This window comes from Bacillus cereus group sp. MYBKT111-2 (assembly GCF_051915205.1).
GTDB lineage: Bacteria > Bacillota > Bacilli > Bacillales > Bacillaceae_G > Bacillus_A > Bacillus_A paranthracis.
Map to the genome: position 1 here is coordinate 650207 of NZ_JBQAEG010000002.1, position 15566 is coordinate 665772.

The window sequence follows — 15566 nt, forward strand, 5'->3', positions numbered from 1 at the left end:
ACTTTTTATTCTTCTTATGACGCTGGTTTTGTTTCGAATGTTGCTTGATTAAAACTAATAACCTTTCCTTTCGGATCATTGTTTTCATACTGAACTGCCGTAATCGTATGACTACCTGTTTCAAGCGTCTTTTCTTTTAATTGTACTGTTGTCTGTGTTGTACTAGTTACTTGATATTTATCTGCAAACACTCGATCTACAAATACGAATGTTTCTTTATCATTTTGAAAATTAGAGAGCTCTAATTCAACGTGTTGAATTAAAGTATCCTTTTTAATGAATACAGCTGGTATATTACCATTCTCAGAAGTACCGTCTGGAGTAATAACTTTCACTTTTCCTTCTCCAATTGGCATTACGCCTTCAGGAAATACAACTATATTCTCATTACTTGCGTTTACGACTTGTTCTTCAGGCTTTGATTGTGTACCCTCTTTTTCCTTTGGAGCACCGCAACCAACTAATAACAATACAGACAATCCAGTGATTATGAATTTTTTCAAAATTCATCCCCCCTGTCATTTCATTATAATTTATTATACAAAAATAACTTTTAAATTTTAAGACTACTTTCAACACTTTCATGAACAACTAGAATCTTGCTCACGATTAATGTATCATACTTTCCCTAATAGAACATTAATTTTTTTTATGAAATAAATAGTAATTCCCTCTTATCTATCATTTTAGCCTAACAGATTAATTACATACCTATCCAAAATAAAAAGACATTGTTTATTCAATGTCCTTTTATTTTGAGCTTTAAAAAACAAATGTTGTAATCTCATCTACTTCTTTTCTTGGAAGTTTCTTCGGCTTATCTTTCGGAAAACCGAGTGATATAACCATATTTATTTGCTTTTCAGGCTCAATTTGTAAATATTGTCGTAGTTCATCTTGAGCTAACAATACCGGTCCTGTCATTGGGCATGTACCAAGCCCCTTCGCATGTGCAGCTAACATTAAGTTTTGTGCCGCTAAACAGCTGCTCTTAATTCCTTCTTCTTCCCAAACTGAATCTGGAACAAAAGCAATCGGATCAAATATTTTTTCACGAAACTTTGATTCATATGGCGTTGCCAAACATACGATTAATACTGGTGCCTCCGAGAAAGCTGTTGCATATGGTCCAAAAGAACGTGTAAGTAATTTCCCTGCTTTCTCTTCTCCGTTTTCTGCCGCTTTTGCCGCAAGTTTATGTAATGCATCCCATGTCATTTGTTCAATTTCTTTAATTTTCTCTCGATTCATAATGACCAAGAACTCCCAAGTTTGTGAGTTCGTATCACTCGGTGCATAACGAGCACAATCAATAATTTCTTTTATATCACTAGTGGATACTTCTTGTTCTGTGAACTTTCTAACACTTCGTCTACCGTGAATTACTTCTTTAAAATCTTCATAATTCATACATTAAATCCCCTTTTTACAGCGTTTTCAAATCTTGTCCTATGTTTGAATTATATCATGAAAAAAAGCTGGAGTAATACCAGCTTTTTTCTTCAATATTAGTTCGTAACTTTAAACAAACGAATACTTTCTTCATATGCAACTTGGAGTTTCTTTGTGATCGCTCCTCTCTCCCCGTTCCCGAACTGCTCGTCACCAATTTGAACGACTGGGAATATTTCAAGTGGCGTCGCTGTGAAGAAGCATTCATCGGCCTCATATACTTCTTGAAGTGAAAATTCTCTTTCTTCTACTTCAATATGTAACTCTTTCGCTAATGTAATAACATAGTGACGGGTAATGCCGTGTAGAATGAAATTGTCAGCCGGATGTGTAATCAATTTATTATTTTTCACCATAAAGAAATTTGAATGACAACCTTCCGTTACAATTCCATCTCGCACTAATATTGCTTCTTGATAGCCTTGTTCGTTTATTTTATTTTTAATCATAATATTAGGTAGCAGGTTTAAGGATTTTATATGACAGAACTTCCAGCGTATATCCTCTTCTACAGTAACTTTTATTCCTCGTTCCATAGAAGCAATTGGTCGTGGAAAAGAAACAATGTTTGCGAAATATGTTGGTTGCATATTTGACTCATATACATGATTACGTGCTTGAGCCCCTCTTGATATTTGCAAATATACATTCCCATCTTCTTGAAATTTATTTTTTTCAATCATTTGATATAACTCTTCCACTAACTCTTCCTTAGTAAACGGTGGAATTAATTTTATTTCTTCCATAGAATGAAAGAATCGTTCTAAATGTAAATCTAATAAATGTGGCTTCCCATCATATAGTCTGAATACCTCGTATATACCATCACCAAATTGAAAGCCTCTCTCCTCTAATGGAATCATTGGCTGTTCTTCCTTCGTATTTACAATTCTTCCGTTAAATAAAATCCAATCTTTATGAGTAGCTTTCATTTATTCCCACTCCTTTATTACATGATTGTTTTAATTGTACAACTTATGCACGATCAAAAGAAGCAATTTTCTGTATTTTAACAAAATAAAAAGTGCATCACCTATTTAAAGTGATGCACTTTTCATTTACTTCAGAAAATATTTTTCAATATCATCTAACATAAGATTTGCAGCTACAATACCACCTGCTGTATTCCAAATCACTTCATCTACTTGGAATACTTTATTCTCTTTAGAAGCCTGCAGTTGCTTAAAGAGTGGATCTTCTGTCCATTCTTTTGCTAATGTATTTCCTTCATTATTCTTATCCGCGTCTTTATCAGATGTGAAATAGAATAAATAATCCCCGTCCATATTTGGAATTTGCTCTTTTGTAATTCCTTTAATTGCAAATTCATCTTTATCTTGTAATGGTGGTCGTTTAAATCCAATATCATTTAATACAACACCTGAGAATGAATTTTTTTGATAAATACGAACGTCACCAGGGACGAAACGAATAATAGAAACTTTAGAGTTAACTTTATCACCTAATTTTTCTTTTATTCCTGCAATACGCTTTTTATAATCATTAAGAGCATTTTGCCCTTCTTTTTCTTTATTTACAGCTTTCGTATAAAGTGTAAAGTTTTCTTTCCAATCACCGCGTAATGTTTCAGCATATACTGTTGGCGCGATTTCTTTTAATTGTTCGTATATTTTTTCGTGACGCATTTTATTTCCGATAATTAAATCCGGCTGAAGCTTCATTACTGCTTCTAAATTAATGTCACGCTCAGTTCCTACTACTTTCGTATTTTTTAACTCTTTCGCTAAATGAGGATACCATTCATCACCAGCTCGTGGTTTTGTAGTTCCAACTGGTGTTACTCCAACAGATAAAAGTGCCTCAGCGCCCTCATTTGTTAAAACAACAACTCTTTTTGGCGTACCATTTACTGTCGTTTCGCCCATTGCATGTTTTATCGTATACGAATCTTTTGCTTTAGCTGATGTCTCATTTTCTTTCTTCTCTTCTTTACTACACCCTGCGATTATGATCGTTAGTAGCATAACGCAAAATATAAGTATATTTTTAGTGCGTGCCATAAGTCCTCCTAGTTGAAATTGATTATCATTTACTTTTTAAAGATTAATGTATATATCATACATTGTCAATAGATATATCAGAAAACTTTTTCAATATATATAATTTAGACCTCATTTTTATTCAAACTATTTTTATATTTATTTGCTACTCACATTTTTTATTCGTAACATGTGAAACATAAATGGACATAAGAAAGTAATTGTAAATCCAGTCAATACATAACGTAAATAATACATATCTGGTATGACTTTTTTTAATAGGAGCTGTACCACTAACAAAATACTAAGACCCAATACTGTTTTTACCACTTGCATTTTAAAATCATTACTTTCATTCATATTAATAAAATGATTCTCTAACATGGTACCAATCGTAGAACCTGTCAAAACTCCTAGTAATTTAAGATTATCTACTTGGCTTGTCATAACATACATAATGAGTGAAACAGCCAATATAATTCGTTGTAACAATATAAATTTCCTATCACTTAATCCCATTGTTACCTTCGTATATAAATAAACAACTATGACACTAAATAAAACGGCACCTATTATATCACTGAGCCAATGTACACGTAAATATAGACGAGAAATAGCAACTAATATAATAAAAACAATACCAATGATCCAAATGATTCTCTTTTTACATAAAATCATAAATGAACCCCAAAACGTTGTTGCTAACTGCACGTGTGTACTTGGGAAAGAATAACTTGCAGCTGATTTTTCATATAAAGATTGAATTCCGTCGTATGTATACGGTCGCGGAATTTTCATAAATTCTTTTATCACTATCCCTATATATCCAGAGAAACAAAGCATAACAATCATATGAAATGCTTTTCTTTTAGAAACGCACCAATACGAAATTGAAATAACAATTAAATATAATGTTTCATTTGCAATAATAGATACAAGTTTAAAAAATGCTGTAAGTACACTTCCCTCCAGACTGATCATCCATTCAAGAAATAACATATCAATATTAAACATACAAACACGATACCTCCCTAAAATTTAATTCTGCTATTTTTTAGCACTTCATATAAAGTGAAACTTTAATCAGCCCTAACCAATCGGACTTTTATGGGCAGCCCGATCCCCATCTAACTTCTTTGCTTTCGTTGAATTTTGAGGTGTGGGTCTTACTGCCCATTAAAGCCGGATAAACTAGTTGATTAACATTTCCAATTTATACACCCACTTACGTTACAGATTAAGAATATATAGTACCACATACTAAAAACAGATAATATGTTAAATCCTCTAATCATTTTTATAAATTTCAATGGAATTTTGAGTTTTATATACAAAGCCATTACAATTACAAATTAAAAAACCGCCTTATGTAAGGCGGTTTCTATCATTTTGTTTTAACCAATTTAAAATAAATATATACGATTGATAGTGAATATAACGTATGCAAAATAAAAGAAATAAAAGGGCTATTCCAGTGGTACTATACAGCAAACCAAACTTCAAAAAAATATGTAACAGCGGTGGAAAGTTCGTTATGTTTTGTAATGTAAGTAGCATACAAAACAAAAGGAAAAACACTGGGGCATATTGTAATTCATATGGCTTTCTCTTCTTATTCATTCTTTTTCGAATAAGCATATGGCTTAGCTCCGCTACTAAAAAACATCCTCCAATTAATACAAGACCAGAAGTCATCGTCATACACCCACCTGCCTTATATTTATCCCGCATAACTACTCATCGTTATATTTTCTTCACATATATTCCGTCTTCCACATTAAATCCAAAGCTCTCTATGAAAGATTTCGCTTGTTCTGTTAATTCCGTTTGTAATACCTTTATCTCTTTCACATTTCTTTCTTTCATCATCATTTCAAATGTAAAATACGTATTTGTCCCATAACCGTAACTTTGATAATCAGAGTGAATAATTAACTGAGATAAAACCGCAGTCTCCCCTTGAACACGATAATCTATTACACCAATATATGTATCATCGACTTTCACACAATACTGTACCTGTTTCTCACTTAAACTATGTGAGTAAAACATTTCTTTAACAACGCTTTCATTTTCTACAGTTACTTTTTCAAACGTAATCATATGTTGTCCATCCTTTTACTATTATTGTATCAATAATACGTCCTATTTATGAAAAAAACCTTAAGACCATATGCGATCTTAAGGTTTTTCTAATTAAACTAAGCTATACGCACGTTTCGTTTCTTCGTGGAACTTATTCGTATCGTATTTATGCTCAACATAAATTTGATGCCATACCATAAACGCAAGTACAGTCCAAATTTTACGGCTATAATCGCCTTTATCTGCACAATGTGCTTCCAGTAAGTTTAATACATACTGTTTGTCGATTAAATGCTCTGTTTTACTCTCGTTTATAATATTGATAGCCCAATCATGCATTTCGTCTTTTAACCAGTGACGAATTGGTACTGGGAATCCAAGTTTTTTACGATCTAATACGTGATCTGGAACGATTCCGCGTGCTGCTTCACGTAAAATAGCTTTCGTAGTTCCGTTAGCAATCTTAAATTCAGTTGGAATTTTAGATGCAACATCGAATACTTCTTTATCTAAGAACGGTACACGAAGTTCTAATGAGTTCGCCATTGTCATTTTATCAGCTTTTAATAAAATGTCACCGCGTAACCAAGTGAACATGTCAATGTATTGCATTTTGCTTACATCATCATAATCTTTAATTTCGTTATACAATGGTTTCGTGATATCCATATAGTTAACACTTTCATTGTAATACTTCATTAATTCAGCTTTCTCTTCTTCACGGAAGATTTTCGCGTTTCCATAGTAACGCTCTTCAATTGGCGTACATCCACGCTCTAGGAAGCTCTTTCCTTTAAAGCCTTCTTTAAGAGCACCACTTAGTGCTTTTAGAACGCTCTTACCTGGGCTAGGAATGTAAGAGAACATTTTCAGTGAGTTTGGCTCACGATAAATGTTATAACCACCAAATAGCTCGTCTGCACCTTCGCCTGAAAGAACAACTGTTACATGCTTACGTGCTTCTTTTGCAACGAAGTACAACGGTACAGCTGCTGGATCTGCTAAAGGATCATCCATATGCCAAATGATTTTTGGGAACTCATCCATAAACTCTTTCGCTGAAATGAATACGTTATGGTTTTTAACACCTAATTTCTCAGCAGTTTCTTTCGCAACATCAACTTCACTGAAACCACGTTGCTCAAAACCAACAGAGAATGTTAAAAGATTTGGATTCATTTCTCTTGCGATAGAAGCGATGATAGATGAATCGATACCACCAGATAAGAATGAACCTACTGGTACATCACTGCGCATATGCACTTTTACTGAATCATATAACACATCACGAATTGCTTGGATATGCTCCTCTTTCGTTGCACTTGAAGCATTGAAATAAGGTTTCCAGTAGCGATGGATTTCCATCTCTTTACCAATTTCTTTTACGAAATAATGACCAGGCTCGATTTTATTAACATCAATTGTTAATGTTTCTGGCTCTGGACCATATTGATACGTAAAGTAATGTTGTAATGACGTTGGGTTAACGCCTTTATCTTCCATTACATGCATAATACTTTTCTTCTCAGATGCGAAGAATGTAGTATCACCTTGTTGTGCGATGTATAAAGGTTTAATACCGAAGTGATCACGTGCACCGAAAAGTTTCTTCTCTTCACGATCCCAAATCATAAATGCAAACATACCACGAAGGTAGTCTACACATTTTTCTTTCATATGTGCATACAATGCAATGATAACTTCTGTATCAGATTGCGTTGCAAACGTTGCACCTTTTTCAAGTAACATTTCACGTAATTCTACATAGTTGTAAATTTCACCATTAAAAATAATTACATATCGATCATTTTCATAAGTTAGCGGCTGATGTCCTGCCTCTAAGTCAATGATACTTAAACGGCGGAAGCCAAATTGTACATGCTCATCACGAAAATATCCTTCGTCATCTGGACCACGGTGGAAAATCATCGTGTTCATATTTTCAAATTGATGTTTTTCTGTTTCTGAAAACTCTCTAGGGTTTTCACATAAACATCCTACAAAACCACACATACTTCTTACCCTCTTTCAGTTTTCATTCTGTCTCTATACTACTATATCAACCCTATTTATACTAGCATAATCAACTGAATATGGCGACCAAAAACTATAAAAAAATCACTCCATTTCACATTTTTAACAATTTTTTATGAAAACATGAAAATTAGGCAATCACCTTTCTCCGCTTTTGTCATATGATATTGCAAATTGATTTCTAGGAGGGAATACCATGAGTGAAGAAAAAAAAGACTCTTCTCGCCCACCGGTTCGCAATTATTTAAAGCAAATTGATGATTTCTTCGAGCAAACACCACTTCGCAATGTAATTGCTGATTTAAATCATTTTTTCCAAAAAGGAAATCGTTTATTAACATTCCCTGTAGATTTATATGAAGTTGGTGAAGAACTCGTTGTTACAGCTGAACTACCAGGTATACAAAAAGAACAAATTCAAATTGAAATACAAAGTGAATACTTAAAAGTCTCTGTAAAAGAAGAGATACTTGAAGAGGCTGAAGAAGAAACTTCTCATAACTATTATCGCCGAGAACGTTCTATTTCAGAAGCATCCAGATTAATTAAATTACCGTACTCCATTAATAAAAAAGCAGCAAAAGCTTCGTATCAAAATGGCGTGTTAGAAATTCGGGCTCCAAAACTTCCACAGCAACATGACATTTTATCCATAGATTAATGTAAAAAAGAAGGGTGCTTTAATCTGCACCCTTCTTTTTATTCTGCTAATCGCTTCATATCACGTATAATGTCCTCATACGGCGTATTACTAATGCCACTGTACTTTTTCATTACTTTTCCGTTTTGATCAATTAAATAAAATGACGTACCATGTATCACTTGACCATTTTCAGGTTTATCTACAAGTGATTGGAAATTATCTTTTGCAAACTTTGTAATATCTTCTAACGAATAACCTGTTAACAGGTTCCAGTTACTTGTATCTTCTGTAAACTTTTGAATGAAAGCTTTCAAGTTTTCTGGCTTATCAAGGTCAGGATCTACGCTAAATGATACAAACTGAACATCTAATTTCTCTTCCTTTGCCATTTTCTGCAATTTCGCCATATTAGCAGTCATTGGCGGACAAACTGTTTGACAGTTTGTGAACATAAAATCTGCAACCCAAACTTTCCCTTTTAAGTCTTTTGTACCAAATGGCTTTCCATCTTGATTTGTAAATTGGAAAGTTTCTAAATCCCAATTCAATGGTTTACGAAGCTTTGAACCTGATCCACTACATCCAGCAAGTACAAAGAGACAAAATACAACCATAAGACCAATTACTTTTTGATAACGCTTCATTTATAAACCTCTTTTCTCTATCCTAAATTTAAATAGGTTATGTTTATCATAACAAAAGTTAACACTACGAGAAAATTGTTTACTACATTTGTTCACGAAATCGTACGAATTTACGTATGTTACTTCTTTATTTCAAGCGAATTACTAGACAAAATAATTTTTTTACTATTATTTCTCTAAATAATCGTCGCAAAACTAATTCTATTGTTATTTTTGTAAATGCACCTTCCTGTTTTTTTACAATTATTTAAACATTCATCCATGTTATACACTGTATTCCTTAACAACATTTCGGTACAATACAATTACAACGATTTTAAATGAGGTGATGTTCATGGCAAAGCGCTATGAAAATATGGATAATGTGAGTACAAAAAAATCAATTCGCTCTTTTATACGCTGGCGTAAAGAACGAAAGCAAAACAAAAAAGATTTTTCTTTCTTAGTAGAACAATCACCCGTTAAACAAAGTGCATTTTTGCAAAGTAATATTGAAAAAACGACTGTCACATGGATTGGGCATTCTACTTTTCTTATCCAAACGAATGGACTTAATATACTAACGGATCCAGTATGGGCCAATAAATTGAAGCTAGTCTCAAGACTTACTGAACCTGGTCTTTCTATACAAGAACTACCTAAAATTGATATTGTCCTCATTTCACATGGTCATTATGATCATTTAGATTTTTCAACACTTCGCCAACTTAATGATGACGTATTATATTTAGTACCCATTGGGCTAAAAAAATTATTTACTCGTAAAAAATTCAATAATGTAGAAGAGTATAAATGGTGGGAAAGTACGACTATTGATGATGTTTCCTTTCACTTCGTACCTGCTCAGCACTGGACGAGAAGATCATTATTTGATATGAACACATCTCACTGGGGTGGATGGATTATAAAAAATGACAATGTGGAGGAAACCATTTATTTTTGTGGAGACAGTGGCTATTTCCAAGGTTTCAAAGAAATTGGCAAACGCTTTTCAATTGATATTGCCCTTATGCCAATTGGAGCTTATGAACCAGAATGGTTTATGAAAATATCTCACGTTTCACCTGAAGAAGCAGTGCAAGCTTATTTAGATTTAAATGCTACACACTTTATACCAATGCATTACGGAGCTTTTGCACTCGCTGATGAAACACCTCGCGAGGCAATAACAAGGCTTCGAAATAATTGGAATTTACGTATGTTGCCGTGGGAACAACTGCATGTACTCTTTTTAGGTCAAACTTTCATTTATAATAGCGAAACACATTATAAGAAAGTGAATGAAAAAATTGAAACATTACATGTGTAACGTAACTACTGATTTTCTATATTCAACATATAATATAGAAAATCATAAAGGGTGTTTTCTATGAATGAATATTTACAGACTCGCTATATCATTAGCGGGAGTGCCTGTATAGCCCTTCTTATTTCTTACTTTCTATTCACATAAAAAAGCTACTTGAAATAAATTTCAAGTAGCTTTTTTATTATTCTGCTAAATACATAAATCCGATTGCACCCGGACCTGTATGAGTACTAATAATAGGCGTTGTAAAGAAAATTTCTGATTTAGCAAATCCACTTACTTTTTCAACAGCCGCTTTTACATTTTCAGCTAAAGGAATTGCTTTCGCATGCGGAATTGCCACAGCTTTTACAACTTTTCCAGCTGTATCTTCCTCAAATAACTTAGCTAACGTTTTTACAATTTGACCTTGGCTACGCACTTTCGTTACAGGGTTATAAACACCATCTTCAAGGCTAGCAATTGGCTTTATATTAAGTAGCGAACCGATAAACGCTTTTCCTTTACCGATACGCCCACCCTTCACTAAGTTTTCTAATGTATCTACTACTACATATAATCGAGTATTCTTCCTTACTTCATCTACACGTTTTAAAATTTCTTCTAGTGAGCGTCCTTCATTTGCCATTTTCGCAGCTTCAACTACTTGATATGCTAAAGCATGTGTAATAAATTGCGAATCAACAACTGTTACTTTTGTGTCGGTCATTGATGCAGCACTATTTGCAGTTGCCACAGTACCACTCATTCCACTTGTCATATGAATGGAAAGTACTTCACTTCCATCTTCCCCTAACTTGTCATACATTTCTACAAATGTACCCATTGCTGGTTGTGATGTTTTTGGTAGTTCCTCTGATTTAATCATTTCTTCAATAAATTCATCTGGTTGTAGATCAACGCGATCTAAATATGTTTGTCCATTTACAGAGATTGATAATGGTAGAACATGGATGTCATACTTCTCAATTACCTCTTGTGATAAATCTGCCGTTGAATCTGTTACAATTTTAATTTTTTGCATATTATATTCTTCCCTTTCCAATACGCTCTCCTTGTTATTATACTAGTATTCCCATTGCTTTCAACAATTTGGAACGAAATTTCATTAAATTAATTATATTTTTATATCTAAAATGAAAAAGACAGGGCTCTTAACCCTGTCCACACTCTATATCATGCATTTTTTTCAAGAGTATTTGTTTTATATACATTTAAATAATCATTCCACTTCAGACAATTTTGTAAATATTCACGGAAAGAATACGAAAATCTTGGGTGCTTTTGTTTTTGAATTTTTGCAATAAATAATTGAAGACGAGACTGAATTAGAAACGATAATGGGTGCTGCGCCTGTAGGACAGGGATTTCAAATATTTTAATACAATCCCCTGTTGAATGAGTGAAATAAAAACTTTTCGTAATCACAATATCAATCCTCTTTTTCATTGGATTTTTGAACTTCCTCTACTTTACGCTGTAACACGTTGTTTAAAGTGGAGACTCCTATGAATACAAAAGTACCCTTAGACAATCCCTGTAGTCCTTATGTTTAGAAGATTTATACTCTATTCATCTCCACCTAATCCATCCCCCATCCTACATATCCAATTAGACGAGGACTCGTTATCCGTATATTGCTTAATACATTTAGTATAAACTTATAAAAGCGCAAAGTTTGTCTAAATTTTGGAGATTCTATAATTTTTTTCTTCTTTATATTGTATACGTTTATAGCTAGAGTATAACAAATAAATAAAAAAAGTGCCTTTATAACGAGGCACTTTTCGAATGGATTTCTTCTTCTCTTTTCTTTTTTCGCTTACTCACAATCTTTGATAAAGCGATGCTAACTTCATAAATACAAATAAGCGGTACCGCAACTAAACTATGAGATAAAAAATCTGGCGGTGATATACACGATGCAATGATAATTAACGCTACGTAAGCATACCTTCTTATTTTTATTAAAAATTCTGCCGTAAGTATTCCAATACTCGTTAAAAACATTACTACTACTGGCAATTCAAAAATTACAGCAAATGGAACTGTTAAATTAAGAACAAAATGAAAATACTTTTCTGTCGTAAACATCGTATTAAACATTTCATTACCTATCGTAGTTAAAAAATGAAATAAAAACGGCATTACAACGAAATACCCAAAGCATAAACCTGCAACAAATAATATAGACAATACCGGTATATACATTACTGTCATCTTTTGTTCATTTGGATGTAAACCCGGTTTTACAAATAACCAAATTTGTATAGCAGCAAAAGGAATTGTACAAACGATAGCAAATACTGTAGCAATCGAGAAAAAAATCCACAATACATCACTTGGACCGAGAACAGTCAATTTCATTGGTAAATCTTTTACAAGCCAAAAATAAATATCCTTCGTAAAAGTAAACCCAATAATTAAAAATAACACAAAGGATAACACTGTATATATTACTCTTTTGCGAAGCTCAACTATATGTTCTACGACGCTCATTTCCCGATCTTCCATCTCGTTCACCACACTTTATTTATCCATTACGAGGAAAATTCTTTACATTTTTTCTTTCTTTTCCTTCTCTTGAAATGCATCATCAGTCAACTCTTTCGTTGATTTTTTGAATTCTTTTAACGTTTCCCCTAAAGCCTTTCCGATTTCCGGCAATTTTTTCGGCCCAAATAAAATAAGTACAGCTACTAAAATTAAAATTAATCCTGGAAAGCCAATATTTGAAAACATTTCTCCATCCCCTTTATTAGTAGATTCCTTGTCCTACTATTACATAATTTTATTTTGTCAAAAAAGTTTGAAAACGTCAACAAATCCATTGGCTTTTGTCAAAAAAATTCAAAAATATAATCAATTATACAAATTTCATTTTCTATTGCCCTTGTGTATGATATGGTAAGGGAAATGACATATTATTTTATAATAGTAGAAAGGATTGGCATTATGACTGAAAAAATGACACGAATGACCCAATTTGTAAAAGAAGAAATTGCAAATGCAATAACACATGGTATCGGTGCCATTTTAAGCATCCCTGCCTTAATCATATTGATTATTCATGCTTCTAAGCATGGTACCGCATCAGCTGTAGTTGCATTTACTGTTTATGGTGTAAGTATGTTCTTACTGTACTTATTTTCAACGTTGCTACATAGCATTCATCATCCTAAAGTAGAAAAAATATTTACTATTTTAGATCATTCAGCCATTTACTTATTGATTGCTGGCACGTATACTCCTTTTCTACTTATTACACTCCGCGGCCCATTAGGATGGACGTTACTTGCTATTATATGGACCCTTGCAATCGGAGGTATCATCTTCAAAATTTTCTTTGTACGCCGCTTTATTAAGGCATCAACGCTATGTTATATCATAATGGGATGGCTCATAATCGTTGCTATTAAACCACTTTATGAAAATCTAACTGGACATGGTTTTTCACTACTTTTAGCAGGTGGTATTTTATATTCTGTAGGAGCTATATTCTTCCTTTGGGAAAAGTTACCGTTCAATCATGCCATTTGGCATCTTTTCGTATTAGGTGGTAGTGCGATGATGTTCTTCTGCGTACTCTTTTACGTCTTACCTACGGCATAATAAAAAAGGTTTCAGCTTTATGTAAGCTGAAACCTTTTTTATTACTTATGTAATTGTGATGCGATAACATCCTGTGTATGCTTCGTTAACTCTTTAATATCCATATTCGCATACTCTTCAGGTGTAATCGGCTTAGAAATTGTTACTGTTGCACGAGCTCGCTTCATACGATTTCCATTTGCTTCAAACATTTTATATGTCCCATCTAATGTTACAGGTAAGATTGCTACACCAGATTTTACAGCAAGATGAAAACTACCAGCCTTAAACTCTCCAACTTCCCCACCCTTACTTCTCGTTCCTTCAGGGAAAATTACGATAGAATGTCCATTCTTCAATAGTTCAATCCCATCTTTAATCGCTTGAAGTGACTGGCGGCGATCGCTACGATCCATAAATACACAATTCATAAGTTCCATCCAAGTTGGTACAACTGGGAACTTTTTAATCTCTGCCTTTGAAACGAAGCCAATTGGTTTATTTAAATAACCTAGTAAAACAGGGATATCCATATTACTCTGGTGATTACTTACAACTAGTACCGGCTTGTCTTTCGGAACATTTTCAAGTCCTTTAACTTCTACTGTTCCTCCAGCTACACGTACCATTTTCTTACCAAACCAATTTGTCGTTTTGTACACAGCATTATCTTTTTCTTGTGGCGACATCGTATTTACTTGTCTTTTAAGACGCCACATTCTCGGTGTAATCGCAATTACGATTAAAATTAAATAAAAGATTTTAAAAAACGTTTGAATCATACAGAACCCCCACCTATTATCATTCCGACCTTCATTATACTAGACAAACGAAGGAAAAAGAAGAAAAAATGTCCAAACAACAAGTGTTTGGACATTTTTAAGTATGATATATTAGAAACGTTTTGCTAATTCACGAGCATTAGCAATTGCTGCTTCTTTAATTTCTTGTGCTTTTTCAGGGTTTGCATTCATACCTTCAACTGCAATATATTCAGTATCATTTACACCGACAAATCCTAATACAGTTTTTAAGTGATTGCGTCCGAAGTCTACAGCTGCGTATGCTCCTTCAGAATATACGCCACCTGTTGCTTGAATGTGAAGTGCTTTTTTACCTTCTAACAAGCCAACTGGACCATTTTCAGTATATTTGAATGTTTTACCTGCGATTGCTACGTTGTCTAAGTATGCTTTTACTACTGGTGGGTAGCTAAAGTTCCACATTGGAGTTACAAATACATAACGATCTGCATTCATAAATGTTTCTAAGTTTGTGTTCATTGCTGCAACTTTTTGTTGTTGAGCTTCAGTTAAAGTCTCAAAGCCTTCACCTGCTGCAAATTTACCCCAAGCAGCGAATACATCTGCATCGATTGCTGGTACTGTAGTGTTGAATAAATCAATTGTTACAACTTCGTCTTGTGGGTGTTCGTTTTTATAAGCTTCGATGAAAGCTTCCCCTACTGCCATTCCGAAAGAACCTTCTGCTGAATTTGGATTTGCTGTAATAAATAGTACTTTTGTCATTGTATTCTCTCCCTTTTTCCTCTTTATCTTTAATTCAAGATTTGTTTTTTAAAAGTTAATAACTTACCTTATGTAAGTATAATACAAAAAGTTTTAATCGATGTCAATAAAAAATAGCTACTTTTTTTTCGTAAGTTAATGATTTATTTTGTTTCCTTAAAATTTAGTATACAGATATTAAGAATTTTTTCATATAAAATGAAACTTTAATCAGTGGGGGTTTTCTTCATCCCCCACTGATTATTAGTTGAACTAATCGGACTTTTATGGGCAGTTGAT

18 protein-coding genes are annotated in these 15566 nt (G+C 33.4%); 3 read left to right on the forward strand and 15 right to left on the reverse strand.

The annotated features are described in order from the left end of the window. Positions 1-14: 14 nt before the first annotated feature. From ACTFNE_RS08635 to asnB, 8 genes are all read right to left on the reverse strand, one after another. Positions 15-503 carry a hypothetical protein gene (locus tag ACTFNE_RS08635; RefSeq protein ID WP_000713490.1) on the reverse strand — a complete coding sequence of 163 codons (489 nt, stop codon included), beginning with the start codon at positions 501-503 and terminating at the stop codon, positions 15-17. A gap of 259 nt (positions 504-762) precedes the next feature. Then, the gene (locus ACTFNE_RS08640) at positions 763-1410 is read right to left on the reverse strand and encodes a nitroreductase family protein (RefSeq protein WP_001105300.1); all 648 of its coding nucleotides are present in this window, start codon (positions 1408-1410) and stop codon (positions 763-765) included. A gap of 98 nt (positions 1411-1508) precedes the next feature. Next, positions 1509-2384 carry a D-amino-acid transaminase gene (dat, locus tag ACTFNE_RS08645; protein WP_046197516.1) on the reverse strand — a complete coding sequence of 292 codons (876 nt, stop codon included), beginning with the start codon at positions 2382-2384 and terminating at the stop codon, positions 1509-1511. A gap of 126 nt (positions 2385-2510) precedes the next feature. Further along, positions 2511-3473: an ABC transporter substrate-binding protein gene (locus ACTFNE_RS08650; RefSeq protein WP_000124633.1), complete on the reverse strand. Its 963-nt coding sequence runs from the start codon at positions 3471-3473 to the stop codon at positions 2511-2513. 138 nt (positions 3474-3611) lie between these two features. Continuing rightward, complete coding sequence (locus ACTFNE_RS08655; RefSeq protein ID WP_046197518.1) at positions 3612-4466, reverse strand: phosphatase PAP2 family protein; 855 nt, start codon at positions 4464-4466, stop codon at positions 3612-3614. Between the two features lie 351 nt (positions 4467-4817). Beyond that, complete coding sequence (locus ACTFNE_RS08660) at positions 4818-5147, reverse strand: hypothetical protein (RefSeq protein WP_046197519.1); 330 nt, start codon at positions 5145-5147, stop codon at positions 4818-4820. 48 nt (positions 5148-5195) lie between these two features. After that, positions 5196-5555 carry a GNAT family N-acetyltransferase gene (locus tag ACTFNE_RS08665; protein WP_000627529.1) on the reverse strand — a complete coding sequence of 120 codons (360 nt, stop codon included), beginning with the start codon at positions 5553-5555 and terminating at the stop codon, positions 5196-5198. A gap of 93 nt (positions 5556-5648) precedes the next feature. Next, positions 5649-7550, reverse strand: a complete 1902-nt coding sequence (gene asnB, locus ACTFNE_RS08670; protein WP_000333816.1) for an asparagine synthase (glutamine-hydrolyzing) — start codon at positions 7548-7550, stop codon at positions 5649-5651. Positions 7551-7767: 217 nt separating this feature from the next. Here asnB and ACTFNE_RS08675 point away from each other — a divergent pair, with 217 nt between their 5' ends. Then, on the forward strand, positions 7768-8232 hold the full coding sequence (locus ACTFNE_RS08675) for an Hsp20/alpha crystallin family protein (protein WP_001288083.1): 465 nt from the start codon (positions 7768-7770) through the stop codon (positions 8230-8232). A 38-nt stretch (positions 8233-8270) separates the two neighbouring features. Here the strand turns inward: ACTFNE_RS08675 and ACTFNE_RS08680 are convergent, their stop codons facing one another. Further along, on the reverse strand, positions 8271-8858 hold the full coding sequence (locus tag ACTFNE_RS08680; RefSeq protein WP_046197520.1) for an SCO family protein: 588 nt from the start codon (positions 8856-8858) through the stop codon (positions 8271-8273). A gap of 334 nt (positions 8859-9192) precedes the next feature. Here ACTFNE_RS08680 and ACTFNE_RS08685 point away from each other — a divergent pair, with 334 nt between their 5' ends. Beyond that, positions 9193-10167, forward strand: a complete 975-nt coding sequence (locus ACTFNE_RS08685) for an MBL fold metallo-hydrolase (protein WP_046197521.1) — start codon at positions 9193-9195, stop codon at positions 10165-10167. 181 nt (positions 10168-10348) lie between these two features. Here ACTFNE_RS08685 and ACTFNE_RS08690 read toward each other — a convergent pair whose 3' ends face one another. The 4 genes from ACTFNE_RS08690 to ACTFNE_RS08705 all read right to left on the reverse strand — a co-directional run bounded on the left by ACTFNE_RS08690 (position 10349) and on the right by ACTFNE_RS08705 (position 12909). Beyond that, positions 10349-11191 carry a DegV family protein gene (locus tag ACTFNE_RS08690; protein ID WP_025991670.1) on the reverse strand — a complete coding sequence of 281 codons (843 nt, stop codon included), beginning with the start codon at positions 11189-11191 and terminating at the stop codon, positions 10349-10351. 152 nt (positions 11192-11343) lie between these two features. After that, on the reverse strand, positions 11344-11595 hold the full coding sequence (locus ACTFNE_RS08695) for a DUF2535 family protein (protein WP_000629012.1): 252 nt from the start codon (positions 11593-11595) through the stop codon (positions 11344-11346). Positions 11596-11937: 342 nt separating this feature from the next. Further along, on the reverse strand, positions 11938-12681 hold the full coding sequence (gene tatC / locus ACTFNE_RS08700; RefSeq protein ID WP_046197522.1) for a twin-arginine translocase subunit TatC: 744 nt from the start codon (positions 12679-12681) through the stop codon (positions 11938-11940). A gap of 42 nt (positions 12682-12723) precedes the next feature. After that, positions 12724-12909, reverse strand: a complete 186-nt coding sequence (locus ACTFNE_RS08705) for a twin-arginine translocase TatA/TatE family subunit (protein ID WP_000492443.1) — start codon at positions 12907-12909, stop codon at positions 12724-12726. A 213-nt stretch (positions 12910-13122) separates the two neighbouring features. Between ACTFNE_RS08705 and trhA the strand changes: the two genes are divergently transcribed. Then, on the forward strand, positions 13123-13779 hold the full coding sequence (gene trhA / locus ACTFNE_RS08710) for a PAQR family membrane homeostasis protein TrhA (protein ID WP_000136887.1): 657 nt from the start codon (positions 13123-13125) through the stop codon (positions 13777-13779). 41 nt (positions 13780-13820) lie between these two features. On the opposite strand, the gene ACTFNE_RS08715 is transcribed toward trhA, so the two are convergent. Both ACTFNE_RS08715 and ACTFNE_RS08720 read right to left on the reverse strand, forming a co-directional pair. Then, positions 13821-14540, reverse strand: coding sequence for a lysophospholipid acyltransferase family protein (locus tag ACTFNE_RS08715; protein WP_000616589.1), 720 nt, complete (start codon positions 14538-14540; stop codon positions 13821-13823). Between the two features lie 111 nt (positions 14541-14651). Then, positions 14652-15287, reverse strand: a complete 636-nt coding sequence (locus ACTFNE_RS08720; RefSeq protein ID WP_000170029.1) for an FMN-dependent NADH-azoreductase — start codon at positions 15285-15287, stop codon at positions 14652-14654. Positions 15288-15566: the final 279 nt, after the last annotated feature.